Here is a 24,544-nt window from a genome sequence, read left to right as displayed (position 1 = left end):
GTGGGAAAGATTCAAGCCTGCAAATAGCGCAACACCGACTCGCAGATCATCGCCCGATGCCGCTGCTTGACCACTTCATCCGACAACACGATCTGAAAGATCTCGCTAAACGTATGCCGATTGGACACCCGGTAAAAGCTGAATGAGTTGATCAGCAGGTGCACATCCAACGGCTCCAACCCTTCGCGAAACACCCCCAGTTCCGCGCCCCTGCGCAACGTCGCACCAAGGGCTTCAAGGATGTTGCTGTTCATCGCCTTGATCGACTCGGATTGCTTCACATATTCGGCGTTGTGAATGTTCTCGATGCTGACAATCCGCACGAAATCCACGTTCTGGTCATGGTGATCAAAGGTGAACTCCACCAGGCGCCGGATCGCTTCACGTGGTTCCAGTTCGGTGAGGTTCATCCGCGCTTCGGTGTTGCGGATATCGCCGTAGAGCTTCTCCAGCACTTCGACGTACAACTGCTCCTTGCTGCCGAAGTAGTAATAGATCATGCGCTTGGAGGTATGGATGCGCTCGGCAATGGCGTCCACGCGGGCGCCGGACAACCCCTGCTGGACGAACTCGACAATGGCTTCTTGAAGAATGTTTTCGCGGGTCTTTTCCGGGTTGTTCTTGCGACTTTTGCGCGGCGCGGGTGAGGCGGCGCAGAGCTCGGAGGTAGATAGCTCGGAAGTAGAGCGTTCGGAAGTCGAGGTCATGGTGCACTCACGGCCATTTATGCAGGCCGTGATTATGGGCCGCCGCACACCCCGAAGGAAGCGCCAACACCCTACAACTTGGCCTGGCGCACGGCGCCGCTGCGGGACTTGGCCATCGCCGCCAGACGCACCGCCACGTTGGCCGCACCGTAACCGGCGTAGCCGTTTTTGCGCTGGATGATCTCGAAGAAAAATCGCCCTTCAAACGGCTCCGTGTAGACGTGAAACAACTCACCGCCTTGGGCGTCACGGTCGTACAGAACGTTGTAGTACGCCAACTCACTGAGGAACTCATCATCGAAGTCAAAGCGCGCCGCCAGGTCATCGTAATAGTTGAGCGGGATGTCCAACAGCGGCACACCGGCGTCCTTGGCCCGGCTGACTTCGGCGAAAATATCCACGCAATCAAAGGCAATATGATGCACGCCGGAACCGCGATAGCTTGATAGCGCGTGGGAAATAGCGGTGTTGCGGTTCTCGGAAATATTCAGTGGCAGGCGAATCGAGCTGCAACGGCTGCGCAGTGCCCGGCTTTTCACCAGGCCATACGGGTCGGGCAGCACCACTTCGTCATCGGCCTCAAAATCCAGCAGGCTCTTGTAGAACAGCACCCAACTGTCGAGGCTGTCGGCCGGCAAGGCCATGGCCATATGGTCGATGCGCAGCAGGCCGCCGCTGGAAGCGGTCGAGGCTTGCAGGTTGAAATCAGTGCTGTAGATCCCGCCTTCGTTCTGATCCACCAGGTAAATCAGGCTGCCATCGGGTGCACGCACCGCCGCCAGTTCCAGTTCGTTGGGGCCGACCAACCCGCGATAGGGCTGGCCTTTGTAGGCCACCGCCCGCTCCAGAGCCTTGGCGCTGTCCTTGACGCGGATCGCCGTGGCGCACAACGAAGGGCCATGGGCTTCAAAAAAATTGTGGGCGAAAGAATAGGGCTCGCAGTTGAGGATCAGATTGATATCGCCTTGGCGCAGCAGGCTGACACTTTTGGAGCGGTGCTGGCCAGTCTTGACGAAACCTAGGCGTTCCAGCCATTGCGTGAGCTTGGCGCCCAGGCTTTCATCTATGGCGAACTCCAGAAACTCGATGCCGTCGTACTCGCTGGCGGCCGGCGTTTCGAACAGGATCTCAAGGTTTGTCGCAGCTGCCGCCTCCTGCTCCAGGCGTTGGCGAGTCTTCTCTTCCAGGTACAGCAGCGAGCGCAGGCCATCGGCAGCGTTGGCCCGGGTCGGCGCGGCACGAAAGCCGTCGTTGAAGATTTCCAGGGACAACGGGCCGGTGTAGCCACTCTTGATGATCGGCGCGAGAAAACCCGCCAAATCGAATTCGCCTTGGCCGGGGAAGCAGCGAAAATGTCGACTCCACTCCAGCACGTCCATGGCCAGGATCGGTGCGTCGGCCATTTGCACGAAAAAAATCTTGTCGCCGGGAATCTCGGCGATGGCCGTGGGGTCACCCTTGAGGGACAAGGTATGAAAACTGTCCAGCAACACCCCCAGGCTTGGGTGATCGACCTGGCGCACCAGGTTCCACACCTGCTGCCAGGTATTGACGTAGCGACCCCAGGCCAGCGCTTCATAGCCGATGCGCAAGCCTCGGCGGCCGGCGTGTTCGGCCAGCAAGCTCAAGTCATCCAGCAGAATGCTCTCATCGCCGACGGAATCCGCCGACGCATTACTGCACACCAGCACCAGATCGGTGCCCAGCTCCTGCATCAAATCGAACTTGCGCTCGGCCCGCTCCAGGTTGCGCGCCAGGCGCTCGCGGCGGCAGCCTTCAAAGTCTCGGAACGGCTGGAAAAGGGTGATGGCAATACCGAGGTCAGCGCACATCTGCCGCACTTCCCGAGGGCTGCCGTCGTAATACAACAGATCATTTTCGAAGATTTCCACACCATCAAACCCGGCAGCCGCAATGGCTTCGAGTTTTTCCGGCAGGGTTCCACTCAAGGAAACGGTGGCGATGGAACGTTGCATGGGGCGACTCCCGGAAGTGAAGGCAGGTCTTGTTTGGGCCGAATTATTGGCTCGGTAAATCGGCCTAGCAATTAAAATGTACGGACTAGTTAGTTTTATGGGCGATTATCGAACAAAATGGCGGTTTGGCGAATTGACGATTTTTCAGCCACTGCGCACCATCGATTGGGCATAAGGGCTGTTTCTATTCGAGCGGCCTAAAATGATCAAGACCCAGAACACACCATAAGAATTTCAAAAAACGGGTACCTCCTCATGCCTTCGCAAAATTCCGCTCTGGCCGCGCGCCAGGGCAATCCGCAAAGCGGCATCGGCGACAAGATTCGCGGCGCAATGGCCGTCGGCAAGACCCGCTGGGGCATGCTGGCCCTGGTGTTTTTCGCCACCACCCTCAACTACATCGACCGCGCCGCACTAGGCGTGATGCAACCGATCCTGGCCAAGGAAATGAACTGGACGGCGATGGACTACGCCAACATCAACTTCTGGTTCCAGGTCGGCTACGCCATCGGTTTTGTATTGCAAGGTCGCTTGATCGACCGGGTCGGCGTCAAGCGCGTGTTCTTCTGCGCGGTGCTGCTGTGGAGCATAGCCACGGGTGCCCACGGCCTGGCCACCTCGGCGGTGGGCTTTATGGTCTGTCGCTTTATCCTCGGGCTGACGGAAGCCGCCAACTACCCAGCCTGCGTCAAGACCACCCGGCTGTGGTTCCCTGCTGGTGAGCGAGCGGTGGCGACCGGGATCTTCAACGCCGGCACCAACGTCGGCGCAATGCTGACGCCGATGATGCTGCCGTTGATTCTCCACGTGTGGGGCTGGCAGGCAGCGTTCCTGGGCATGGCGGCGCTGGGCGGGATCTGGCTGGTGTTCTGGGGCCTGAAGTACTACAACCCGGAAGAACATCCAACGGTCAAACAATCAGAACTGGACTACGTGCAACAAGAGGTCGAACCAGACCAACCCCGCGTGCCCTTCAGCCGTATCCTGCGCATGCGCGGCACCTGGGCCTTTGCCTTGGCCTACTCGATGACCGCGCCGGTGTTCTGGTTCTACCTGTACTGGCTGCCGCCGTTTCTCAACCAGCAATACAACCTGGGGATCAACGTCACCCAGATGGGCATCCCGCTGATCATCATTTACCTGACAGCGGACTTCGGCAGTATCGGGGGCGGGATTCTGTCTTCGTTCCTGATCGGTCGCGGGATGCAGCCGATCAAGGCGCGGTTGCTGTCGATGCTGCTATTCGCCTGCTGCATCATCGGGGTGATCATGGCTGCCGGCTCCAGCCAGTTGTGGGTCGCGGTGTTTGCCATCTCCCTGGCCATCGGCGCCCACCAGGCCTGGACCGCCAACATCTGGAGCCTGGTGATGGACTACACGCCCAAGCACATGATGAGCACGGTGTTCGGCTTTGGCGGCATGTGCGCGGCAATCGGCGGGATGTTCATGACCCAGATCGTCGGGCATATCCTGACGGTCACCAACAACAACTACACGGTGCTGTTCACGCTGATTCCGGCGATGTACTTCATTGCGCTGATCTGGATGTACTTCATGGCGCCACGCAAGATCCCTGTCGTCGACGCCTGACTCGACCTACCTGCGCCGCTGCTGCCATGCAGCGGCCAGGCCACTCAAGCAGATCACTCCGATGCCGACCACCGTGGTCAGGGTTGGGGTATGTTCGAACACCAGCCAGCCCAACAATCCTGCAAAGACGATCTGGCAATAGCCGAACGGCGCCAGCAAGGCCGGTGCCGCCACGCGGAAAGCCTTGGTCAGCATCAGGTGCGCAGTCATCCCGCAGGTTCCCAGCGCCAACATCAATACACCGTGCCACCAGGTCGGGATCTGCCAGAAGAACGGCACCAATGCGCTCATCACCAGGGTGTTGCACAGGCCGGCGAAGAAGTTGCTGGTGGTCGGGCTGTCGTACTGGCTGAGGATGCGGGTGAGCAGTTGATAGAAGCAGAAAAACAGCGCAGAGCACAGCGGCAGCAACACCGCAGGCGTGAACAGATCACCACCCGGGTGAACGATGATCAGCACCCCGACAAAACCGCAAAGCACCGCCAGCCACTGGCCGCGAGTCACGTGCTCGCCCAGCAGGGGCACCGACAAGGCAGTCACCAGGATCGGTGCCAGGAAGTTGACCGCCGTTGCCTCGGCCAAGGGAATGAAATGCAGGGCCGAGGTGAAAAACAAACTGGTGCCCAATAAGCACAACGCGCGCGCCACCTGCAGCCACGGCCTTTTGCTGCGCAGTACCCGCAAGCCCGATTGTGGCAGGAAGATCCCGGCCATCAGCAAGGTATGCACCATGTAGCGGGCCCACACCACCATCACAATCGGATAAAACCCGGCCAGGTATTTGGACAGGGCGTCGTGGCTGGAGAACAGAAAAGTCGCCACCACAATCAGCAAAATGCCTTTGAGGGGATGGTTGACGCCGGAAAGTGGAGTACTGAGGGTCATTGAGTTCCCTTGAATGACAGGCTGAGATGACCGCCGCACATCGCGGCACTCAACCCGGTAATCTAGAGCCTGGCGTGCATCTGCTCCAAGAGCATAACCAAACACTGTTCGAACAGCGCACTAAATTGCCGGAATTAAGTCCAACGCTCCACGCCAACCCACCATTGCGCGTTTTTTAACCAAGGCCCTCTAAAATGAAAAAAACACTCTTCATCCTCTCGACACTTATCTTGCTCAGCGCCTGCGACAAAGAAGCCCCGGACACAAAAGTCGCCAATAAAACCCCTCCGGCGTCCGTGCAAGCCACGCTGGTGCCGGAAACGTTGCCCACCGATAAATGGGTCGGCAAATGGGTTGGCGTAGAAGGCCTGAGCCTGACCATCACCAAGGACGATAGCATCGGTCGCGGACATTACGTGCTGACCATGAAATACGGGCTAGACGCCGATGCCTCCGGGACCTTCAAGGGCGAGGCGGCCGATGATGGCATCACCTTTGCCCGCCCGGACGGCCCACAGATCCTGCGTGCCGGCGACGGTGCAGCCACTGGCATGAAATGGCTGGCCGATAAAAAGGACTGCCTGGTGGTCAATACCGGCGAAGGCTATTGCCGCCAGTAACACCTTTGGGCTTTGATAGCGTCAGACCGCCGGACTGGCGCCAACCCGACTCACCAACAACACTGATCTGCACGCTCATCAAGAGGATTGCCACATGCTATGGAAAAAAGGCCGACGCAGCGACAACGTGGTGGATGCCCGCGATGGCAGCGGCGGCGGTGGGGGCATGCGTTTTGGTGGCGGCAAGGGCTTGAGCCTCACGGCCATTGTGCTGATCGTCGGCATCGGCTGGCTGACCGGCCAGGACCCGATGCAGATCCTCGGCCAACTCAGCGGCCAGCTCACCGAGCAAGCGCCCTCAGTCAGCCCGCAAACGCGCCAGGCTCCACCGGCCAATGACGAACAGGCCGACTTCGTCCGCGCCGTATTGGGCGATACCGAAGACACCTGGGCCCAGGTGTTCCAGGAAAACGGCCTGGCCTACAAGAATCCCAAATTGATCCTGTTCCGTGGCCGGGTGAATTCCGCCTGCGGTGGCGCCACGTCTGCCAGCGGCCCGTTCTATTGCCCTGCCGACCAGCAGGTCTACCTGGACCTGGACTTCTTCCGGGAAATGTCCCAGCGCTTCAAGGCTGCCGGCGACTTCGCCCAAGCCTACGTGATCGCTCACGAAATCGGACACCATGTGCAGACCTTGCTGGGCATCTCGTCGAAGATCCAGGCCGCGCGACAACAAGGCCGGCAGATGGAAGGCGACGGCGGCCTGCTGGTGCGCCAGGAGCTGCAAGCCGACTGCTTTGCTGGCGTGTGGGCAAACCACGCGCAGAAGCGCCTGAACTGGCTGGAACCCGGCGACATCGAAGAAGCGCTGAACGCGGCCAATGCCATCGGCGATGACCGTTTGCAACAACAGGGCCAGGGCCGTGTAGTCCCTGACTCCTTCACCCACGGTACTTCGGCACAACGGGTTCGCTGGTTCAAGACTGGCTTTGCCCAGGGCCAGATCACTCAATGCGACACCTTCACCGCCAAGAGTCTTTAAATGAATAAACGATTGGGGTTGCTGCTGGGTTTGTTGATGACATGCACCTCCACCTGGGCCGCCGAACATGGGGTCAAGGTGATCAGCCCCGATCGGTTTCACCTGGATGCTGGCGACCTCAGTGTTGGCCTGAGCCAGGACTGGCGCCAGCCGCTACCGCAGGTGACTCGCGCACTGATCATCGTCCATGGTCGGCTGCGCAACGCCCAGACGTACCTGCAAAGCGCTGAAAAGGCCGCTGAGCATGCAGGACAAAGCGCCAACACCCTGGTGCTTGCACCGCAGTTTCTCAATGAGTCCGACGTCAAGCGCAACCCACTGGACAACCAGGTCCTGCGCTGGCATGGCAATGACTGGATGGCCGGAGAGCCGTCGGTTGGCCCCCGCCACATCAGCTCCTACGGGGTGTTGGACCAGATCATCAAGCACTTGGGCAACCGCAAGCTGTTCCCGGCCCTGAAGGAAATCGTAGTGGCCGGGCATTCCGGCGGCGGCCAGGTAGTGCAGCGCTTTGCCTTGACCGGTCACGATCATCCGGCCCTGCAAAGCACCGGAATCAGCCTGCGTTATGTGATCGCCAACCCATCGTCCTACGCCTACTTCACGGCGCAACGCCCAGTGAAGTTCGACCCGGCCAGTTGCCCCGGTTTCAATGACTGGAAATACGGCATGCAAAACCTGCCGGCCTACGCCAAAGGGCAACGTGCCAAGCAGTTGGAGCAGGCTTACGTGAAACGCAATATCACCTATCTGTTGGGCCAGAACGATACCGACCCCAACCACCCGGCGCTGGACAAGAGCTGCGCCGCCGAGACCCAGGGCGCGTACCGCCTGATTCGCGGGCACAATTATTTCGACTACCTCAAGCAGCGCCATCCACAGTTGGGTCACACGCTGATTGAAGTGCCTGGGGTGGGGCATAACGGGGATGGGATGTTTACGTCGCCTGAGGGGCAGGCGGTGTTGTTCAGGTAGGAGCAGTCAGGCCTTAATCATCCGGCGCAAAACCCCACAATCCTCGGCATGCCAATCCGCCAATTCTGGCCACGGATTATCCGGCAGGTTGACCAGCACGGTCCTGGTCCCTGCCGCACGACCGCAATCCAGGTCGAAGCGGTAATCGCCCACCATCACCATCTTGCCGGGAGATACGTCCCAGGCCTCGGCCAGTTTCAACAAGCCGCCTGGATCTGGCTTGGGCGGTGCATCATCACGGCCCAGCACATCTTCCACGGCAAAGCAGTCCGCCAAGCCGATGGCTTGCAACGTCACATGGGCCAACTCACGGGCATTGCGAGTCAGGATGCCCAGGCGACAACCCCGTTCAGCCAATTCCCGCACCAGCGCCACCGCACCCTCGGCCGCCACGGAACCGAGCGCCAACTCCCGCTCGTGCTCCAGCAACCAGGCGTGCTTGGCGGCCGCGATATCAGCCGGCAACGCCGCCAGGTGAGTAAGGATGTCTTCGGTCGCAGGAATACCCAGCGCCACACGGATCGCCGCAAAGTCATGCACCGCAACCGTAAGGGTGCCGTCCATGTCGAACACCCAATGCTTAATCTCAGCCAGGCTCATGCCCAATCCTTGCGATGACGAATCAGACCTTCCTGTGTCACCGACGCCACCAACTGGCCGGCGCGGTTGTACACGCTGCCACGGGAGAAACCTCGAGAATTGCCGGCCCACGGGCTATCCATGGCGTAAAGCAACCAGTCATCAGCACGCAGGTCGGCGTGGAACCACAGCGCATGGTCGAGACTGGCGACTTGCATGTCTTTCTGCCACACCGTTTTACCGTGGGGCAGCAACGAAGTGGTCAGCAGGCCAAAGTCCGAGGCATAGGCCAGCAGGTATTTGTGCAGCGCCGGCGAATCGGCCAGGGCGCCGTCGGCGCGAAACCACACGTACTTGATCGGGTCGCAGGGCTGCGGGTTATAGGGGTCTTTCTCGGTCACCGGCCGCACTTCGATGGGCTTGGGGCACAGCAACTTCTCGCGCATGTGTTCGGGGATCAGGTGCGCGCGCTGCTGGGTCAACTCCAGCTCCGAGGGCAAATTTTCCGGGCCAACCACCACGGGCATCGACGTCTGGTGCTCGAAGCCTTCCTCGTCGTACTGGAACGAGGCGCTGGCAGTGAAGATCGGGTTGCCCTTCTGGATCGCCGTCACCCGCCGCGTACTGAAGCTGCCGCCATCACGCACCCGGTCGACCTGGTAGACCACCGGTAACGACGCATCTCCAGGACGCAGGAAATAGCCGTGCAGGGAATGCACATGCCGCGTTTCTTCAACAGTTTGGCTGGCGGCCGACAGCGATTGGCCCAGCACTTGGCCGCCGAACAGCTGGCGAAAGCCCAGGTCCTGGCTGCGGCCGCGAAAGAGGTTCTCCTCGATCTGCTCCAGGGTCAGCAAGTCGACCAGATCTTCCAACACTTGGCTCATTCAAACTCTCCTCACACAGAGCAATGCCGCGCAGTCTTGGCTGCGGCGGTCGATAACATTCAGCATCGGGCGGCCTGCTTATCCATGCAGCGTATCCAACCATTGGGGGCGGGTGATGCGGTACAACACATGATGACGCAGTGGATCATCCCCTGCGACCTTGGGGTGCTCAAAATCCGCCGAGCGATCGTACTGCATGCCGATGGCCTGCATGACTTTCTGTGACGGCAAATTGGCCTGGGTGGTGAAAGCGACAATCTCATCGAGATTCAGCCGGTCGAAACCACAACGCAACGCCGTCCAGGCTGCTTCGCTGGCATAGCCCAAGCCCCAATGTTCGCGGGCCAGGCGCCAGCCGATCTCCACTGCTGGGGTGAAGTTGGCGTCAAAGCCGACATTCAACAACCCGGTCAGGCCGATAAATTCGCCACTGTCCTTGCGCTGCAACGCCCACAGGCCAAAGCCGTATTCGGCAAAATGGCCACGAATGCGCCCGATCAGCGCGGCGCTTTCCAGGCGGCTCAAGGTGGCCGGAAAATAGCGCATCACCTGCGGGTCGGCGCACATGCGCGCAAACTCCGGCAAATCGGCGTCGCTCCATTGGCGCAACACCAGCCGTGCACTTTCCAACGCCAGTATCGGCTCCATCGCTCCCCTCCCTTGCCATGTGCGTAAGTGTAACGCGCTGGTAAGATCCGTCGCTGGTTCCCGTCAGAAAATGCCATGCCTTTGCCACTGATCTACCACGACGACTACAGCCCAGAGTTCCCGGCGGACCACCGTTTTCCCATGGATAAATTCCGCCTGCTGCGCGATCACTTGGTGGACAGCGGCCTGACCCTGGACAGCCAATTGCTGCGCCCCGAACTGTGCCCTCCCGAGATCCTCGCCCTGGCCCATGAACCTGGGTATATCGAACGTTACATGAACGGCGAACTGTCCCGCGAAGACCAACGACGCCTCGGCCTACCCTGGAGCGAAGCCCTGGCCCGGCGTACCGTGCGCGCGGTGGGCGGCTCGCTGCTGGCCGCCGAACAAGCCCTGGAACACGGGCTGGCCTGTCATCTGGCGGGTGGCACTCACCACGCCCACTACGATTACCCGGCAGGCTTTTGCATCTTCAATGACCTGGCGGTAATCAGCCGTTACCTACTGGAAAGTGGCCGGGTGAGCCGGGTATTGATCTTCGACTGCGACGTGCACCAGGGCGACGGCACCGCCCGCATCCTGCACGACACTCCAGACGCAATCACCGTGTCCCTACACTGTGAAAAAAACTTCCCGGCGCGCAAGGCCCATAGCGATTGGGATATCCCGCTGCCCATGGGCATGGGCGATAGCGACTACCTCAAAGTGGTCGACGATGCCCTCAACTACCTGCTGCCCCTCTACCAACCCGACCTTGTTCTGTACGACGCCGGCGTCGATGTGCACAAGGACGACGCCCTCGGTTACCTCAAGCTGACAGACCAAGGCGTGGCTGCCCGCGATGAAAGCGTGATGCGCCATTGCCTTGGCCGCGACATCCCGGTGGTCGGCGTAATCGGCGGTGGCTACAGCAAGGATCGCCCTGCCCTGGCCCGCCGCCACGGCATTTTGCACCACAGTGCCCAGCGGGTGTGGACGTCATCAGGCTGTCATTGAGATGTGCGCGTTACCCACAATGCCTGTGGAACTGCCTGTGGATAACCTGAGTGAAAGCGTCTGTAAGCGAGAAAACCCATAGCCTGCAGGAAACTGTACGTTTTTTGATCAGGCAGTATTGCTGTCCTCGGGTAGAATGCTCGGCTTACTTCGCCGAACCGTAGTCACTCCCATGCCTCAGACCCAAACCCAGTCTCCACACGTCATCATCATCGGCGGCGGCCCTGCCGGGCTGATGGCTGCCGAAGTGCTGAGCCGGGCCGGGGTCAAGGTCGATCTGTATGACGGTATGCCGTCGGTGGGCCGCAAGTTCCTGCTGGCGGGCGTGGGAGGCATGAATATCACCCATTCCGAGGCCTACCCGGCATTTTTGTCACGCTATGCCGAACGGGCACCGCATATGGCGCCATTGCTGCGTCAGTTCGGTGCCGAGGCGTTGTGTGAATGGATTCATGGGTTGGGCATTCAAACCTTTGTCGGCAGTTCTGGCAGGGTGTTTCCTACCGACATGAAAGCCGCCCCGCTGCTGCGGGCCTGGCTCAAGCGTTTGCGCGACAACGGGGTAGTTATCCACACCCGCCATCGCTGGTTGGGCTGGAACGCCGACGGCAGTTTGCTTATCCACAGCCCCGAGGGCGACCAAAACCTGCGCAGCGACGCGGTGCTGCTGGCCTTGGGCGGCGGCAGTTGGTCGCGGCTGGGCTCCGACGGTGCATGGCTCAAGCTGCTGGAAGATAAAGGCATCCCCTACGCACCCTTGCAACCGAGCAACTGCGGTTTCGAGGTGTCCGCCTGGAGCGAGTTGATGGTCAGCAAATTCGCCGGTGCGCCGTTGAAAAACGTCGCCATCGGGCTGGCGGATGACAAGCCTCGCCTTGGGGAATGCGTGATCACCGCCACAGGTATCGAAGGCAGCCTGATCTACGCGCTGTCGGCACCAATTCGTGAGGCGATCAATCACGATGGCTCAGCCACGGTGCATATCGATCTGCTGCCGAGCAAACCGTTGGACAAGGTCCAGGCGGCGCTGGCCAAGCCTCGCGGATCACGGTCGATGAGTAAGCATTTGCACAGCCAACTCGGGCTGGACGGGGTGAAAGCCGCGCTATTGCGCGAGCTGGCAGCCGCCGAGCAGTTTGCCGATCCAGCGCAGTTGGCGCTCGCCATCAAGGCGCTGCCCCTGACGCTGGTGAAAACCCGGCCCATGGACGAAGCCATCAGCACCGCTGGCGGTGTGCCGTTTGAAGTGCTGGATGAACGGCTGATGCTCAAGCAACTGCCAGGGGTATTTTGCGCAGGGGAAATGCTGGACTGGGAAGCGCCGACGGGCGGCTATCTGCTGACGGGGTGTTTTGCCAGTGGGCGGGCGGCTGGTCGGGGTATTCTGGAGTGGTTGCAGGCTAGCTGATTACTTGTGGCGAGGGGGCTTGCCCCCTCGCCACAGTGACCTTTACTTCTTCTTACGCGGCCCGGTATTAAACACAGGCACCTTGCGCACCGGCTTGAGCGAAGGCGGCGCCACCGACACTTCCCCACTCTCCACCCACTTGCCCAGGTTGCGCTTGCTGCCACCGGACGTCTTGGGTTTCTTCGGCTTTTTCGGTTTCTTCACCACTTGGCCACTGGCATCGGTGTCCGGCACGCGGTGCTCTGGCTCGAAGTCTTGCTCCATGTGGCGAGTCAGGGTCTGGCGAGTCAACATCTCGATGGCCGACAGCATGTTCACTTCATCGGCACACACCAGGGAAATCGCCTCACCGGTGTTGCCCGCACGACCGGTACGGCCGATGCGGTGGATGTAATCCTCGGCAACGATTGGCAGGTCAAAGTTGACCACCATCGGCAAGTCTTCAATGTCCAGGCCTCGGGCCGCCACGTCGGTGGCTACCAGGATCTGTACTTCGCTGGCCTTGAAGCGGTCCAGCGCACGCTGGCGGGTTGCCTGAGGCTTGTCGCCATGGATACCGTCGGCGTTGATGCCCAGGCCCTGGAGTTTTTCCACCAACTCGTCCACGCCTTTGCGGGTCTTGGCGAACACCAGCACCTGCTTCCACTTGCCCTTGCGCATCAAATGCACGAACAACTCGGCCTTGCGCTTCTTGTCCACCGGCACCACCCATTGCTTGACGGTGTTGGCGGCGACGTTGCGCGGGCTGACTTCGATGCTCAGCGGGTCGTTGAGCATCTGCCCAGCCAGCAGGCGGATATCATCGGAGAAGGTCGCGGAAAACAGCAGGGTCTGGCGCTTTTTCGGCAGCACGCGGTAGATGTTCGACAGTTCTTCGGAGAAGCCCAGGTCGAGCATGCGGTCGGCTTCATCCAGCACCAGGGTTTGCAGCTGGCTGAACTTCAGCGCTTTCTGGCGGAACAAATCCAGCAAGCGGCCCGGCGTGGCCACCAGTACGTCGACACCTTTGCGCAGCTTCATCATTTGCGGGTTGATGCTGACGCCGCCGTACACCGCGTAAGTGCTCAGCGGCAGGTTTTCTGCGTACTGTGCAACGCTTGCGTGAACCTGCTCGGCCAGCTCGCGCGTTGGCACCAGGATCAGCGCGCGCACCGAGTTGGCGCTGACTTTTGGCCCTTCCATCGTCAGCAGCTGCAACAGCGGCACGGCGAAACCGGCAGTCTTGCCGGTGCCTGTCTGGGCTGCGGCCATCAGGTCGCGTCCGGCCAGCACCGCCGGAATGGCTTGCGCCTGCACCGGCGTCGGGGTCTGGTAGCCAAGCGTCTCAAGGGCGCGCAGCAAGGGTTCGATCAGGCCAAGGGTGGCGAAAGTCATGGAGGTACCGTAGGAAAAAGTCAGAGCAAGGTCGCAATGCGCCGCAGTTTACCCTAAATCCAGTTTGGGCTTACGCCACTGTGGCAGGCTGATCAGCAGCACGGCGCTGATGATCACCAACATTGCCAGAGCCTCTTCCATACCGATGGTCTCGCCGACAAACACAATCCCCAGCAACACCGCTACCGCAGGGTTGACGTAGGCATAGCTGGTGGCGGCAGCCGGACGCACGTTTTTCAGCAAATACATATAGGCGTTGAAAGCGATGATCGAGCCAAACACGGTCAAGTAAGCCAAGGCCAGCCAACCTTCCACCGGCGGCATCGCTTCCAGGTGTTCACCCTTGAGCGCGCTACCGATCAACAGCACCACCCCGGCGATCAGCATTTCCGCCGCGCTGGCCATGCCGCCCTGGGGCAGCGGCAAGTGCTTGCTCCACACCGAACCGAAAGCCCAGGCGGCCGCAGCGAAAATCAACAAGGCGGCGCCGCTCGGGCTCGATTGCAGGTTCGAGCCCATGTTGAGCATGGCGATGCCGATAATCCCCAGCACCACCCCGGCCCACTCCAGACGGGTATTACGCGCGCCCCAGAAATAACCGCAGAGCAGAGTAAACAAAGGTACCGTCGCCACCGCCAGCGCCGCGACCCCGGAGGCCACGCCCGTGTGCTCGGCGACACTGACCGCGCCGTTGCCGAAGGTCAGCAGCAAGATGCCGATCTTGCCGGCAGCCTTCCACTGTACCCAGGTCGGTGCTGGCACCCCACGCCAGCGCAAAAAGCCATACATCAAGGCGCCCGCCGTGACGAAACGAATCCCGGCCAGCAACAGCGGCGGCCAGTATTCAACACCGATACGAATCACCAGATAGGTAGAACCCCAGATCACATACAACGCAAAAAAAGCGGCAATCAACGGTAAGGGAAAGCGACGTGGTCCAGGCATGGGGTAGCTCTAACGCAGGGCAAGGGAGGTTTATTCTAAAAAAGCCGGGCATTAAACATAAGTTACAAAACCTGTTTAAAGCGCCCATACACTTTTCAAAGCATGGTTATCAGCGCTATAAACCATGCTTTCGAAAGCCACGCCTTACCAGAGCCTTATCATGGATAGATACGACCGCATGCTCCTCAGCGCTCTGCTGGAGGATGGCCGCGCCACCTACGCGCAACTGGCCCGCACCGTAAACCTCTCCGCCCCCGCCGTCGCCGAGCGCGTGGCCAAGCTGGAAGCCAGTGGCGTGATCACCGGCTACCAGGCCAAGGTCGACCTGTCCAAGGTGGGCCTGCCGATCCAATGCGTGATCGAGCTGCGCCTGACCAACCACGGCAGCCAAAAGGTCTACGACGCCCTGGGCAAAATCCCCGAACTGACCGAATGCCACCGCGTCACCGGCGACCCGTGCGTGATCATGCAAGCGGCGGTGGGCTCGATGCCGGAGCTGGAAAACCTGATCAACCGCATCGCCCAATTCGGCTTCAGCAAGACGTCGATCATCCTGTCCAGCGCGATAGAGCGGCGGGTACCGTTGGGGCAGTTGGAGGGGAATGGGAAGAATGGGGGCTGAGCAGTAAAGATCGCCAGTGTGGCCGACGTAGCCTCACCAAGGCTCGACAACTGCGGCCAACTCCTGCCCTCGAAGGTGGCCAGTAACCTCACCGCAGGGTTTAAAACCCGCGATGCTTCTTCAAATGCTCACCAATCTTCGCCGCTGGCACTTTCTGCAGGCTGCACAGCAAGTCATGGGACAGCTCCCGCAACCCGTGCTTGCCGCGCAGTTCCTCGGCCAGGTAAGCGGTGAGGTTTGCCGCCATTTCCGCATCGGCCATGGCCCGGTGAGCCTTGCCGGTGTGGGGCAATTGGGCGAAGGAGGTCAAGGTGCCGAGCTTGTGGTTCGGCGCCGCTGGCATCAGGCGGCGGGCCAGCAGCAGGGAGCAGGCGAAATTTTGCAGGCGGGTGCGCTTGATCAAACCCAGTTCGTAGTCCCAGAACCGTTTGTCGAACGAGGCGTTGTGAGCCAGCAACGGCGTGATGCCGACGAACTCATTGACCTCGTTCATCACCTGCTCGGCCGATGGCGCAGTGCGCAGCATGGCGTTGCTTATGCCGGTCAGTTGCTCGATAAAGCCTGGCACGCGCACGCCGGCGTTCATCAGGCTCTGGTAGCGGTCCACGATCTGGCCCCGCTCCAGGATGACCACGGCAATTTCCGTGGCCCGGCAGTAGCTGCTTGGGGTAATGCCGGTGGTTTCAAAGTCGATGACCGCTATACGTTCCAAACCTGTTCCAACTCCGTCAAAAAATCAGTTTCAGCTATTTGAGCAACAACGCGCCTTCAATCGGCACGTAGCGGCTGGCGGCGCGTATCAATGAGTTGGCCGTCAGCCCCGGCACGCCGTAGGCCACAGCTTCGACGCCATGCTTGTTGATGATGCGGTCCAGCAGCATATCGAAATCGCCATCGCCGGAGGCCAGCACCACTTCGTCGACATGGGCGGCGGCGTCCATGATATCGATGGTGATGCCCACATCCCAATCGCCTTTGGCCGAGCCATCGCTGCGTTGGATGTAGGGCTTGAGCTTCACGGTGAAACCGAGGTTGCGCAGGATCTGCTGGAATTGCTGCTGCTTGCTGTCGCCACGATCGATGGCATAGGCGTACGCCTCGACGATCTGGCCGCGCTGGCTGATGTCAGCCCACAGGGCGGCGTAGTTGAAGTGACAACCGTACGCTTGGCGCACGGTGTAATAGAGGTTTTGCACATCGGCGAACACTGCAATTTTTTTCACCGAAAATCCTCATGACACCAACATGGACCCCAGACTCAAAGGCCCGGAAAGGCGGTCAGTATGCCAGTCAGCAGGAAGTTTCCGAGAAAAATCAATCCGGGGCGACGAAGCGCCCCGGATTAGTGTGCGTCAGACGAAAGAGTCGTCGTCGCCAAAGGAGGAAGAATCGTCGGAATAACCGCTGTCGGCGAAACCATCCGAATCGTTGCCATCGCTGTCGTTGCCAGCGAAGCGCTGTTCATCATTGCCGCTGTCGCTCGCGGGCGCGGGCTCTTCACGAACAATTTCTTCCACCACCTGCGGTTGCTGGTTGTGGCCGAACAGACTGCTGATGCCTTGGGCCAGCATCACACCACCGGCCACGCCGGCGGCGGTTTTCAGTGCGCCGCCGAGAAAACCACCGCCCATGGGCGCCGCTTGCTGGGGCTGTTGGTAGTTCTGCTGCGCGGTGGCGAAGTTCTGTTGTGGCGCCGGTTGGCTGTTAAATCCCGGGCGCGTCGGTTCACGCCAGCCGCCGCCCGAAGATACGGGAGCACTCTGTGCCGGTTGCGGGTCACGGGAACCGCCGCCGAAGATGCTCGACAGGAAGCCTCCGTTGCTCTGTGCCGTCTGGGCCTTGGCCCGTTGCAGTTCACCCTGCAATTGCTGGACCTGTTGCGCCTGCTGCTTGTTCTGCGCGTCGAGGCTCTTGATGGCCGCCTCTTGCACCAGAATCGCCTGGGTCATGAAATACCCGGCGGCGGGTTGGCGAGTGATGTGTTCCTTGATCCGCGCTTCTGCCTGGGCGTCGCGGGGGGCTGAGTCCGTTTCGGCTTGCTGCAACCGTGAAAACAGTCCATCAATCAGGGTTTGCTCTTCGCTGTTCATGGCGACCTCGTTAGATTGCCGGTAGAAATCTTCGCCCTACCCGGTGGGGCATGGCACTGCCTAGTAATGGAGCTGCCTGGGAAGGTTTCAATGGTCTTTACTCAAGGTTTACGTTTGCCGGTGATCGGTTAAAGTGTCCCCCTGCTTTTTCGGCCTGTGATGACCCTGATGAATCCGTTAAACGTGCTGCGCGACTCTTTCTTTTTTTTCCAGCGCAACCTGGGCGCCATCGTTCAGTTGTGCCTACCGCTGGTGATTCTGGAGGCCCTGCTGCAACAGGTGCTCGACCACTCGCTGGGGCCTGACGCATTCCCCGGCTACAGCGTGGTGGTGGGGTTGCTGGTGTATCCGCTGTACACGGCGGCACTGATTTTGTTCCTCGACGCCCGCAGCCGTGGCGAATCGCCGCGAACCCTGGACGTGCTGGCCATGGCCCTGTCCCTGTGGCCGCGCTTTGCGCTGTTGACGGCCTTGAGTACGCTGCTGATTCTGCTGGGCCTGTCCATGTACTTCCTGCCAGGGTTGTGGCTGATGGTCACCCTGGCCTTCGCCGAATACTTGCTGGTGCTGCGCGGGATGCCGGCGCTGGCGGCGATGAAGGAAAGCTTTCGCCTGACCCGTGGGCATTTCCTGCTCATTCTGGTCTGCCTGCTGTGTGTGATGACCCCGCTGTGGCTGCTCAAGGGCGCCAGCGTGGCGGCCTACCCAGACCCGCAAAACCCGATGCTGGCGGTGCTGATCGACAGCGCCCACAGCTTCCTGCAGTTGTTTACCAGCGTGGTGCTGTTTCGCTTGTTCATGTTGATCGGTAGCGACGCCGACGCGCAATGACATGAGCCCTTGGGCTCTCGTGCGGCTCTCGGTTATGCTCCGTGCCTGTCCTGGAACGCCATAAGCTGAGCCGATGACCCGTTTACTGCGTATCACCCTGCTGGGCCTGCTGATCCTGGCGGGCCTGCTGACAGCCTTGATTTACAGCCTGACCTGGCGCCCCGGCGACAAGGAAACATTGCCCGTTCGCTGCGTCGCACCCCGCGCGCCAACGCTGCTACCGGGCCAGGCAATCAAGGTAATGACCTGGAACGTGCAATACCTGGCCGGCAAGCGCTATGTGTTTTGGTATGACACTCCAGACGGCAGCGGCCCGGACGACCGCCCCACCGTCGAAGACATGGCGTTCAGCCTCGACGAAGTGGCGCGGGTGATCCGTGACGAACAACCGGACATCCTGCTGTTGCAGGAGCTGGACGAAGGCGCCAAGCCCTCTCACTATCAAGACCAGTTGGCCCTGCTCCAGGAACGCCTCGTCGACCTCTATCCCTGCAGCGTCCAGGCCTTCGACTGGAAGGCCGACTTTGTCCCGGACCTGCATATTTTCGGCAGCGTCGGCCGCAAACTGGTGACCCTCAGTCGCTACCAGATTGAACACGCCGAACGCCTGCAATTACCCGTGGCATCAGCCAACCTGATCAGCCGTCAATTCCAGCCCAAGCCGGCGCTGTTGTTGAGCTATCTGCCGTTGAGCGACGGTGGCCAGTTGGCAGTGCTCAATACTCGGCTGGACAGCACCGCCCCTGGGCACAGCGTCGTGCAGGATCAAGTGCAGGTAACGGTCAAACTGCTGGATAAACTCGAAAGCCGCGGCACGTCGTGGTTGATTGGCGGCGACTTCAATTTACTGCCCCTGGGGCAATTCCTGCGTCTGGATGCGGGTAAACGTGGGCAATACTCACCGGACAGTGAGCTGCATCTGTTGTGGGACAAGTACCCAATGATCCCCAGCAACAGCGAATCCAGTGGCATTGATCGCGCCAAGTGGCTGACCCACGTTCCCAATGACCCGAGCGTGGATGGGCCGGATCGCACGCTCGACTATCTGTTCTACAGCTCGCGAATTAAACGGGTAAATGCCCAGGTGCGGCAGGGCGATACGTTGCGCATCTCCAATCATCTGCCGGTGATCGGGCGGTTTCTGTTGCCGGCGGCGCAGTAACATTACTTTCTCGGTTTGATCCGCGCCGTCGCCTCCGCCACCAGCGGATCATCCGGCCAGTAATGCTTGGGATACCGCCCTTTCAAATCCTTCTTCACCTCGGCATAAGTACTACGCCAGAAGTTCGCCAGATCCTGAGTCACCTGCACCGGCCTTCGCGCTGGCGACAACAGGTGCAACTTAACCACTTGCCGCCCGCCCGCAATACGCGGGGTGTCGGCCAACCCGAACAACTCCTGCAACCGCACTGCCAGGATCGGTGGTTGCTCGCTGTAGTCCAAACGCACTGATGAGCCCGATGGCACTTTCAGATGATGGGGCGCAAGTTCGTCCAGGCGTTGCGGCAACGGCCAGGGCAGAAGATTGTGGAGGAAGCTGGAGACATCCAGATTGGCAAAATGGCTCAGGCGCGAGACCTTGCCCAGGTATGGCATCAGCCAATGCTCCAGGCTGGCAAGCAAGGCGTTGTCGCTGACATCGGGCCACTCACTGACCTTACCGTCGTCCAGGTGGCGCAGCAGCATCACCCGCGCCTGCCACTGGCGCAGCTCCGGGGTCCAGGGCAGTAGCTCCAGGCCCTTGCGCCGCACCAGGTTGACCAGCGCCTGGTTGCGGGCCGCTTCGTCCAGGCCGGTCAGCGGCTCACGGCTGAGCACCAGTTCGCCAACCTTGCGCTGGCGTTCGGCGCGCAGCACACCTTCGCGCTCATCCCAATCCAATTGATCGACACAGCGCACCTGCTCGGCCAATACCGAATCGAACAACGCCGGATCAAAGTCCGCCGCCAGGTAAATCCGCTCTTCACGCTGGCCCTGGCGACTGCCCAGATCGGCAATCACCAGCCACGGCTGTTTCATCAGGCTGTCGGCTTCGGCAAACAGCGCGGCGCGGCCATTGGCCAGGCGGTATTCGGCACTACCGGCGCGACGTTGTTGAGCGACGCGATCCGGGTAAGCCAGGGCCAGCAAGGCGCCGAGCCAGCGCGGATGCTCGGGGTCGGCGACCGCTTGTTCAGCCTTGCCACGCAAGTAACCGCGATATTGCCGCGCCAACTGCTTGGCACGCTGCACGCCGCCTTGAGTGCCTCGGGCCCGTTCTTCGCCGGACAACAACGCCAGGCGACTGTGCAAATCCGCACCAGCACCGCGCAAGATATCGCGCTCGCCCAACAGTGCTGCCACATCACAGGCCATGTTTGCCAGCCCCAGATCCTGACCGCGCAACAGCAGATGAGCGATGCGTGGATGAGCCGGCAACCCGGCCATTTTCTGGCCATGGGCCGTCAACGTGTTTTCACTCAATGCCCCGAGGCGTTCCAGCAAATCCTGGGCCTGTGCATAAGCGGCAGTCGGTGGTACGTCGAGCCAAACCAACTGCGCGGGTATCACGCCCCAGCGCGCCAATTGCAGGGCCAATCCAGACAAGTCCGCCTGAAGGATTTCCGCACTGGCATACGCCGCCAACGCTTCGTGCTGATCCTGGGACCACAGCCGATAACACACGCCAGGTTCCAACCGCCCTGCCCGACCGGCCCGCTGGGTGGCGCTGGCACGGGAAATACGCTGGGTGTCCAGGCGCGTCATGCCGCTGCCCGGATCGAAGCGAGGCACCCGCGCCAGCCCCGCGTCGATCACTACCCGCACACCATTGATGGTCAGGCTGGTCTCGGCAATGTTGGTGGCCAGTACCACCTTGCGCTTGCCAGGTGGCGCCGGGTCGATGGCCGCCCGCTGCGCCGCCAGGTCCAGTTCGCCATGCAGCGGGCATAGCAACACGTCGCCGCGATCACCCAAGGCGTCGGCCAACTGTTGATTGACCCGCCGAATCTCCGCCTGCCCCGGCAGGAACACCAGCACACTGCCGGTTTCGTCATTCAGGGCTTCGAGGATGGTCTGCACCAGCCGCGGCTCGATAAATTCACCGGGCTGGAAGGGCCGACCCCAGCGCATTTGCACCGGATACATGCGTCCTTCGCTGCGCAGGATGGGCGCGTCGTCCAGCAGAGCAGCCAGGCGTTCGCCTTCCAGGGTGGCAGACATCAGCAAAATTTTCAGCGGCTGCTCGTCGCGAAACAAGTCGCGGCCATTGAGGCTCAAGGCCAGCGCCAGGTCAGCGTCGAGACTGCGTTCGTGGAATTCATCGAAGATCAGCAGGCCTACGCCTTCCAGCGCCGGGTCGTCCTGCAAGCGGCGGGTGAGGATGCCTTCGGTGACCACTTCGATGCGGGTGTTGGGCCCGACTTTACTGTCCAGGCGGATGCGGTAGCCGACGGTTTCACCGACTTTTTCACCCAGCTCGCTGGCCAGCCGTTCGGCTGCCGCACGCGCCGCCAGGCGCCGCGGTTCAAGCATCAGGATGGTTTGCCCGGCCAGCCAGGTCTCATTTAACAGCGCCAACGGCACCCGCGTGGTTTTACCGGCGCCGGGTGGTGCTTCGAGCACGGCTTCATGGCGCGTCGCCAAGGCTTCACGCAGGGCGGGTAAAACATCATCGATTGGCAACGAATTCATACTGGCTCCAAAGCAGAGCGGCGAGTATAACGGCGAACGGCCGGGTGTCGGTGGCGGTCTCATCGACGCCGCCCCTTCACTTGGAGCGAGGGGGACGCCCAGTTCTTGCTCGCGAAAACGCGAGAGCGCCGCGCACATTCAGGCGGCACGCGTTATCGTTACGTCCAGCGTTTATTCAGGAGAGTCCCATGCGTATTGCTTCCCGTGTCATCGGCGGTGTTCTGGCCGCCACCCTGCTGAGCCAGTTGACGGCCTGCGGTTCGATTTTCTACCCCGACCGCCGTGGCCAGATCGACGGCAAGATCGACCCGGCGATTGCCGTGCTCGATGCAGTCGGCCTGTTGTTCTACGTGATCCCCGGCCTGATCGCCTTCGGTATCGACTTCGCCACCGGCGCCATCTACCTGGAACCGGGCAAGACCGCCCAAGTAGCGCCGGAAAAACTTCAGGAAGCCATTGGCGCCGACGGCAAAGTCGATAACGCCAAGCTGCAAACCATCATCCAGACTGAACTGGGCCGCCACCTGCCGCTGACCGACCCGCGCCTGATCCAGTTCAAGGGCAGCGTTGAACAACTGGCCATGCTTGGCCTGCAACCCGCCGCCTGAAGGATTTGATCAACTTATGACCAGCAGTCCCGAACACGCCCGGCTGTTGCGCCTGGCCACACGCGCTTCGGTCGGTGTGGCCTGTGTGCTGATTATCACCAAAGCCATCGCCTGGTGGCTGAGCGGTTCGGTGAGCATGCTCGCCGGGCTGACGGACTCGCTGCTCGATGGCGTGACCTCGCTGCTCAACTTGCTCGCGGTGCATTACGCCTTGCGCCCAGCCGATGACGATCATCGTTATGGCCATGGCAAGGCCGAGTCTCTTTCCGGCATGGCCCAGGCGCTGTTTATTGCGAGCAGTGCGGTGCTGATCGCCTTTCAGGCCGTCGCACGCTTGCAGCATCCGGAGCCGGTGGGCGCGCCGTGGCTGAGCATTGCGGTGATTCTTCTTTCCCTGGCGCTGACGGTAGCGTTGCTGATTCTGCAACACCGGGTGATTCGCGAAACCGGTTCGAATGCGGTGCGCGCCGATTCGCTGCATTACCGCTCCGACTTGCTGCTCAACGGCAGCATTCTCGTGGCGCTGGTACTGGCTGGGTTTGGCTTTCATCAAGTGGACGCCTGGTTTGGCCTGGGCATCGCCGCCTATATTTTGTGGAGCGCGATCCAGATCGCCCGGGAAAGCTTCGCGGTGCTGATGGATGAGGAACTGCCTGCGAACGTCAGCCAGCACATGCTGGAACTGGCCTGCAGCGTGCCAGGCGTACTCGGCGCCCATGACTTGCGCACGCGGATTTCCGGCAGCCACTGGTTTGTGCAGCTGCATCTGGAATTGCCGGGGGAGTTGACTCTGACAGTGGCCCACGGCATCAGCGACCAGGCCGCCGATGCCATCCATCAAGCCTACCCACGGGCCGAAGTGCTGGTGCACGCCGATCCGCAGGAAGTGGTGACGAGTGCCAAGGCCTAGTAGGTCACCTGATAGCCGCGACTGCTCAGGCAGTTGCCCTGGGCCTGGCGATAGGTTTGCACCACCGCAGGCGCCGGAGCATAGGTGACGGTACGAGGGTCGAATCCACTCTGTTGCACAGCCCAGCGATAACAATCGTAGCCATCCTGTTGCACCTGTTCCGGCGTTTGGCCGTTGGCGGGATACGCAACCACATCATAACCGTTGCCCTGTGGCGCCGGCTGCGGTGGCAGGCTCGCCACTGGCGGTTGCACCACTACGTACTGCTGGCTGCTGGTTTCGTAGGTGTAATAGGCACCGGCGGCAAGGAAAAACAGCGCACTACCGACCCACACTTCCCGCGCATAGTCCGGCAGGTAATGCACCCGTATCCCGTACGGCGGCGTCACTATTACGTAGCGCGGGCCTTGCGGACGGTACCAGTAGCCACCGGAGAAAAAGTAATCCTGGCCACGATAGGGCACGCGGTAGTTGCGGTCGGGGAACCGATCCACCATGTAGCCGGGGCGATGTTGCGGCCCAGGGCCCCAGCCGTTGCCATGCCCATCAGGACGGCCCGGCCAGCGGTTGTCATTGGAGTGGCCGTTGTAGCCTGGCCGTGAGCCGGGGCCGCCAGCTTCCCAATGCTGGTTACCGTCGTTGCGCCGAGGAATGTCACGGTCGTTGCCGGGCCGGGGTTGCTGGGTTTGGCGCACCGAGTCAGGACGCCCCTGGATAGGCAAGTTGTTGCCCGGCTGAGGTGCTGGCCGAGGCTGCTCGTTGCCTTGAGGACGGCCTTGCCCCTGACCATTCTGACCTCCACGGTCAAAATGCTGGTTCTGGGGGCGCGGCTGATTATTTTCCGGGCGAGGTGTGTTGTTCTCAGGACGTGGCTGATTGTTGCCCGGCCGCCCGCCTTCCTGGCCTCGCTCATGTTGCCCCCCGCCACCGCCCTGCGGGCCTTGCCCCTGGCGCGGTGAATTATCTCGCTCGTCGGCCATGACCTGCGCGCCAACGGTGACCATCAGCAAACCAACACCTGCCAAACGCCAGACGCGCTTCATGCTATTCCTCACTGCGGATTAGGGCCTGTAGATGAGACTGGAAAAGCACCGCCCGGTTCTGCAACAGGTTATCAGTCACGAGAACAATTTTCGCAGGCAATCGGCATAGGGGGCGGCCTTCATGGCCGCTCCCCTGCCACACCACCCGGCATGCGGGTCCGCACCGGGCGGTTCGAGGGATTGAGGTCAGGAGAGA

At 60.9% G+C, this 24,544-nt stretch carries 24 protein-coding genes; 11 read left to right on the top strand and 13 right to left on the bottom strand.

What is annotated here, in order from left to right:
• Positions 1–11: 11 nt before the first annotated feature.
• Together ACZRKZ_RS09565 and quiC are read right to left on the bottom strand one after the other, a co-directional pair.
• Entirely contained in the window at positions 12–707 is a 696-nt protein-coding gene (locus ACZRKZ_RS09565; RefSeq protein ID WP_463981488.1) for a TetR/AcrR family transcriptional regulator, read from the bottom strand.
• A gap of 71 nt (positions 708–778) precedes the next feature.
• On the bottom strand, positions 779–2,683 hold the full coding sequence (gene quiC, locus ACZRKZ_RS09560) for a 3-dehydroshikimate dehydratase QuiC (RefSeq protein ID WP_463981487.1): 1,905 nt from the start codon (positions 2,681–2,683) through the stop codon (positions 779–781).
• 255 nt (positions 2,684–2,938) lie between these two features.
• Here quiC and ACZRKZ_RS09555 point away from each other — a divergent pair, with 255 nt between their 5' ends.
• Positions 2,939–4,273 (top strand): MFS transporter, encoded by a 1,335-nt coding sequence (locus ACZRKZ_RS09555; protein WP_463981486.1) that lies wholly within the window; start codon positions 2,939–2,941, stop codon positions 4,271–4,273.
• A gap of 6 nt (positions 4,274–4,279) precedes the next feature.
• Here ACZRKZ_RS09555 and ACZRKZ_RS09550 read toward each other — a convergent pair whose 3' ends face one another.
• Positions 4,280–5,158: a DMT family transporter gene (locus ACZRKZ_RS09550; RefSeq protein WP_463981485.1), complete on the bottom strand. Its 879-nt coding sequence runs from the start codon at positions 5,156–5,158 to the stop codon at positions 4,280–4,282.
• A gap of 194 nt (positions 5,159–5,352) precedes the next feature.
• Here ACZRKZ_RS09550 and ACZRKZ_RS09545 point away from each other — a divergent pair, with 194 nt between their 5' ends.
• The 3 genes from ACZRKZ_RS09545 (at position 5,353) to ACZRKZ_RS09535 (ending at position 7,735) form a co-directional block, all read left to right on the top strand.
• The gene (locus tag ACZRKZ_RS09545; protein ID WP_463981484.1) at positions 5,353–5,778 is read left to right on the top strand and encodes a hypothetical protein; all 426 of its coding nucleotides are present in this window, start codon (positions 5,353–5,355) and stop codon (positions 5,776–5,778) included.
• Positions 5,779–5,872: 94 nt separating this feature from the next.
• Positions 5,873–6,760, top strand: a complete 888-nt coding sequence (ypfJ, locus tag ACZRKZ_RS09540; protein ID WP_463967293.1) for a KPN_02809 family neutral zinc metallopeptidase — start codon at positions 5,873–5,875, stop codon at positions 6,758–6,760.
• Positions 6,761–7,735: an alpha/beta hydrolase gene (locus ACZRKZ_RS09535; RefSeq protein WP_463981483.1), complete on the top strand. Its 975-nt coding sequence runs from the start codon at positions 6,761–6,763 to the stop codon at positions 7,733–7,735.
• 6 nt (positions 7,736–7,741) lie between these two features.
• Here the strand turns inward: ACZRKZ_RS09535 and ACZRKZ_RS09530 are convergent, their stop codons facing one another.
• From ACZRKZ_RS09530 to ACZRKZ_RS09520, 3 genes are all read right to left on the bottom strand, one after another.
• Positions 7,742–8,335: an HAD family hydrolase gene (locus tag ACZRKZ_RS09530; RefSeq protein WP_463981482.1), complete on the bottom strand. Its 594-nt coding sequence runs from the start codon at positions 8,333–8,335 to the stop codon at positions 7,742–7,744.
• Positions 8,332–9,201, bottom strand: a complete 870-nt coding sequence (tesB, locus tag ACZRKZ_RS09525; protein ID WP_463967296.1) for an acyl-CoA thioesterase II — start codon at positions 9,199–9,201, stop codon at positions 8,332–8,334. The genes ACZRKZ_RS09530 and tesB overlap by 4 nt, the downstream gene beginning before the upstream one ends.
• Positions 9,202–9,279: 78 nt before the next feature.
• A complete protein-coding gene (locus ACZRKZ_RS09520) occupies positions 9,280–9,849 on the bottom strand; it encodes a GNAT family N-acetyltransferase (protein WP_463981481.1) in 570 nt (189 codons plus the stop codon).
• Positions 9,850–9,924: 75 nt separating this feature from the next.
• Here ACZRKZ_RS09520 and ACZRKZ_RS09515 point away from each other — a divergent pair, with 75 nt between their 5' ends.
• Together ACZRKZ_RS09515 and ACZRKZ_RS09510 are read left to right on the top strand one after the other, a co-directional pair.
• On the top strand, positions 9,925–10,845 hold the full coding sequence (locus ACZRKZ_RS09515) for a histone deacetylase family protein (RefSeq protein ID WP_463981480.1): 921 nt from the start codon (positions 9,925–9,927) through the stop codon (positions 10,843–10,845).
• A gap of 172 nt (positions 10,846–11,017) precedes the next feature.
• The gene (locus tag ACZRKZ_RS09510) at positions 11,018–12,253 is read left to right on the top strand and encodes a TIGR03862 family flavoprotein (protein ID WP_463981479.1); all 1,236 of its coding nucleotides are present in this window, start codon (positions 11,018–11,020) and stop codon (positions 12,251–12,253) included.
• A gap of 42 nt (positions 12,254–12,295) precedes the next feature.
• Here ACZRKZ_RS09510 and ACZRKZ_RS09505 read toward each other — a convergent pair whose 3' ends face one another.
• Together ACZRKZ_RS09505 and yedA are read right to left on the bottom strand one after the other, a co-directional pair.
• Positions 12,296–13,627 carry a DEAD/DEAH box helicase gene (locus ACZRKZ_RS09505; RefSeq protein WP_463967299.1) on the bottom strand — a complete coding sequence of 444 codons (1,332 nt, stop codon included), beginning with the start codon at positions 13,625–13,627 and terminating at the stop codon, positions 12,296–12,298.
• Positions 13,628–13,675: 48 nt separating this feature from the next.
• The gene (gene yedA / locus ACZRKZ_RS09500) at positions 13,676–14,572 is read right to left on the bottom strand and encodes a drug/metabolite exporter YedA (RefSeq protein WP_463981478.1); all 897 of its coding nucleotides are present in this window, start codon (positions 14,570–14,572) and stop codon (positions 13,676–13,678) included.
• A gap of 160 nt (positions 14,573–14,732) precedes the next feature.
• On the opposite strand from yedA, the gene ACZRKZ_RS09495 reads away from it, so the two are divergent.
• Positions 14,733–15,194: an Lrp/AsnC family transcriptional regulator gene (locus tag ACZRKZ_RS09495; RefSeq protein WP_133100033.1), complete on the top strand. Its 462-nt coding sequence runs from the start codon at positions 14,733–14,735 to the stop codon at positions 15,192–15,194.
• Between the two features lie 100 nt (positions 15,195–15,294).
• Here ACZRKZ_RS09495 and ACZRKZ_RS09490 read toward each other — a convergent pair whose 3' ends face one another.
• From ACZRKZ_RS09490 to ACZRKZ_RS09480, 3 genes are all read right to left on the bottom strand, one after another.
• Positions 15,295–15,906 (bottom strand): 3'-5' exonuclease, encoded by a 612-nt coding sequence (locus tag ACZRKZ_RS09490; protein ID WP_463981477.1) that lies wholly within the window; start codon positions 15,904–15,906, stop codon positions 15,295–15,297.
• Positions 15,907–15,940: 34 nt separating this feature from the next.
• A complete protein-coding gene (locus ACZRKZ_RS09485; protein WP_017476223.1) occupies positions 15,941–16,417 on the bottom strand; it encodes an NYN domain-containing protein in 477 nt (158 codons plus the stop codon).
• A gap of 129 nt (positions 16,418–16,546) precedes the next feature.
• Positions 16,547–17,284 (bottom strand): DUF2076 domain-containing protein, encoded by a 738-nt coding sequence (locus ACZRKZ_RS09480; RefSeq protein ID WP_463981476.1) that lies wholly within the window; start codon positions 17,282–17,284, stop codon positions 16,547–16,549.
• A 168-nt stretch (positions 17,285–17,452) separates the two neighbouring features.
• Here ACZRKZ_RS09480 and ACZRKZ_RS09475 point away from each other — a divergent pair, with 168 nt between their 5' ends.
• Entirely contained in the window at positions 17,453–18,115 is a 663-nt protein-coding gene (locus ACZRKZ_RS09475) for a YciC family protein (protein WP_463981475.1), read from the top strand.
• 73 nt (positions 18,116–18,188) lie between these two features.
• Complete coding sequence (locus tag ACZRKZ_RS09470; protein ID WP_463981474.1) at positions 18,189–19,277, top strand: endonuclease/exonuclease/phosphatase family protein; 1,089 nt, start codon at positions 18,189–18,191, stop codon at positions 19,275–19,277.
• A 2-nt stretch (positions 19,278–19,279) separates the two neighbouring features.
• On the opposite strand, the gene hrpB is transcribed toward ACZRKZ_RS09470, so the two are convergent.
• On the bottom strand, positions 19,280–21,787 hold the full coding sequence (gene hrpB, locus ACZRKZ_RS09465) for an ATP-dependent helicase HrpB (RefSeq protein ID WP_463981473.1): 2,508 nt from the start codon (positions 21,785–21,787) through the stop codon (positions 19,280–19,282).
• A gap of 188 nt (positions 21,788–21,975) precedes the next feature.
• Here hrpB and ACZRKZ_RS09460 point away from each other — a divergent pair, with 188 nt between their 5' ends.
• Positions 21,976–22,395, top strand: a complete 420-nt coding sequence (locus tag ACZRKZ_RS09460) for a polyribonucleotide nucleotidyltransferase (RefSeq protein ID WP_133100039.1) — start codon at positions 21,976–21,978, stop codon at positions 22,393–22,395.
• Between the two features lie 16 nt (positions 22,396–22,411).
• Positions 22,412–23,305 (top strand): cation diffusion facilitator family transporter, encoded by an 894-nt coding sequence (locus ACZRKZ_RS09455; RefSeq protein ID WP_463981472.1) that lies wholly within the window; start codon positions 22,412–22,414, stop codon positions 23,303–23,305.
• Here the strand turns inward: ACZRKZ_RS09455 and ACZRKZ_RS09450 are convergent.
• Positions 23,302–24,348 (bottom strand): DUF6515 family protein, encoded by a 1,047-nt coding sequence (locus ACZRKZ_RS09450; RefSeq protein WP_463981471.1) that lies wholly within the window; start codon positions 24,346–24,348, stop codon positions 23,302–23,304. The two genes, ACZRKZ_RS09455 and ACZRKZ_RS09450, sit on opposite strands and share 4 nt — an antisense overlap.
• Positions 24,349–24,544: the final 196 nt, after the last annotated feature.

The organism is Pseudomonas sp. c313, from assembly GCF_055407145.1.
Note: the sequence above shows the minus strand (reverse complement) of the source record. Positions and strands in the feature narration are given on the sequence as shown.

Excerpts from the sequence above, each read along its gene's own strand:
- ACZRKZ_RS09565 (WP_463981488.1), bottom strand. The coding sequence starts at position 707 with ATGACCTCGACTTCCGAACGCTCTACTTCCGAGCTATCTACCTCCGAG.
- quiC (WP_463981487.1), bottom strand. The coding sequence starts at position 2,683 with ATGCAACGTTCCATCGCCACCGTTTCCTTGAGTGGAACCCTGCCGGAA.
- ACZRKZ_RS09555 (WP_463981486.1), top strand. The coding sequence starts at position 2,939 with ATGCCTTCGCAAAATTCCGCTCTGGCCGCGCGCCAGGGCAATCCGCAA.
- ACZRKZ_RS09550 (WP_463981485.1), bottom strand. The coding sequence starts at position 5,158 with ATGACCCTCAGTACTCCACTTTCCGGCGTCAACCATCCCCTCAAAGGC.
- ACZRKZ_RS09545 (WP_463981484.1), top strand. The coding sequence starts at position 5,353 with ATGAAAAAAACACTCTTCATCCTCTCGACACTTATCTTGCTCAGCGCC.
- ypfJ (WP_463967293.1), top strand. The coding sequence starts at position 5,873 with ATGCTATGGAAAAAAGGCCGACGCAGCGACAACGTGGTGGATGCCCGC.
- ACZRKZ_RS09535 (WP_463981483.1), top strand. The coding sequence starts at position 6,761 with ATGAATAAACGATTGGGGTTGCTGCTGGGTTTGTTGATGACATGCACC.
- ACZRKZ_RS09530 (WP_463981482.1), bottom strand. The coding sequence starts at position 8,335 with ATGAGCCTGGCTGAGATTAAGCATTGGGTGTTCGACATGGACGGCACC.
- tesB (WP_463967296.1), bottom strand. The coding sequence starts at position 9,201 with ATGAGCCAAGTGTTGGAAGATCTGGTCGACTTGCTGACCCTGGAGCAG.
- ACZRKZ_RS09520 (WP_463981481.1), bottom strand. The coding sequence starts at position 9,849 with ATGGAGCCGATACTGGCGTTGGAAAGTGCACGGCTGGTGTTGCGCCAA.
- ACZRKZ_RS09515 (WP_463981480.1), top strand. The coding sequence starts at position 9,925 with ATGCCTTTGCCACTGATCTACCACGACGACTACAGCCCAGAGTTCCCG.
- ACZRKZ_RS09510 (WP_463981479.1), top strand. The coding sequence starts at position 11,018 with ATGCCTCAGACCCAAACCCAGTCTCCACACGTCATCATCATCGGCGGC.
- ACZRKZ_RS09505 (WP_463967299.1), bottom strand. The coding sequence starts at position 13,627 with ATGACTTTCGCCACCCTTGGCCTGATCGAACCCTTGCTGCGCGCCCTT.
- yedA (WP_463981478.1), bottom strand. The coding sequence starts at position 14,572 with ATGCCTGGACCACGTCGCTTTCCCTTACCGTTGATTGCCGCTTTTTTT.
- ACZRKZ_RS09495 (WP_133100033.1), top strand. The coding sequence starts at position 14,733 with ATGGATAGATACGACCGCATGCTCCTCAGCGCTCTGCTGGAGGATGGC.
- ACZRKZ_RS09480 (WP_463981476.1), bottom strand. The coding sequence starts at position 17,284 with ATGAACAGCGAAGAGCAAACCCTGATTGATGGACTGTTTTCACGGTTG.
- ACZRKZ_RS09475 (WP_463981475.1), top strand. The coding sequence starts at position 17,453 with ATGAATCCGTTAAACGTGCTGCGCGACTCTTTCTTTTTTTTCCAGCGC.
- ACZRKZ_RS09470 (WP_463981474.1), top strand. The coding sequence starts at position 18,189 with ATGACCCGTTTACTGCGTATCACCCTGCTGGGCCTGCTGATCCTGGCG.
- hrpB (WP_463981473.1), bottom strand. The coding sequence starts at position 21,787 with ATGAATTCGTTGCCAATCGATGATGTTTTACCCGCCCTGCGTGAAGCC.
- ACZRKZ_RS09460 (WP_133100039.1), top strand. The coding sequence starts at position 21,976 with ATGCGTATTGCTTCCCGTGTCATCGGCGGTGTTCTGGCCGCCACCCTG.
- ACZRKZ_RS09455 (WP_463981472.1), top strand. The coding sequence starts at position 22,412 with ATGACCAGCAGTCCCGAACACGCCCGGCTGTTGCGCCTGGCCACACGC.
- ACZRKZ_RS09450 (WP_463981471.1), bottom strand. The coding sequence starts at position 24,348 with ATGAAGCGCGTCTGGCGTTTGGCAGGTGTTGGTTTGCTGATGGTCACC.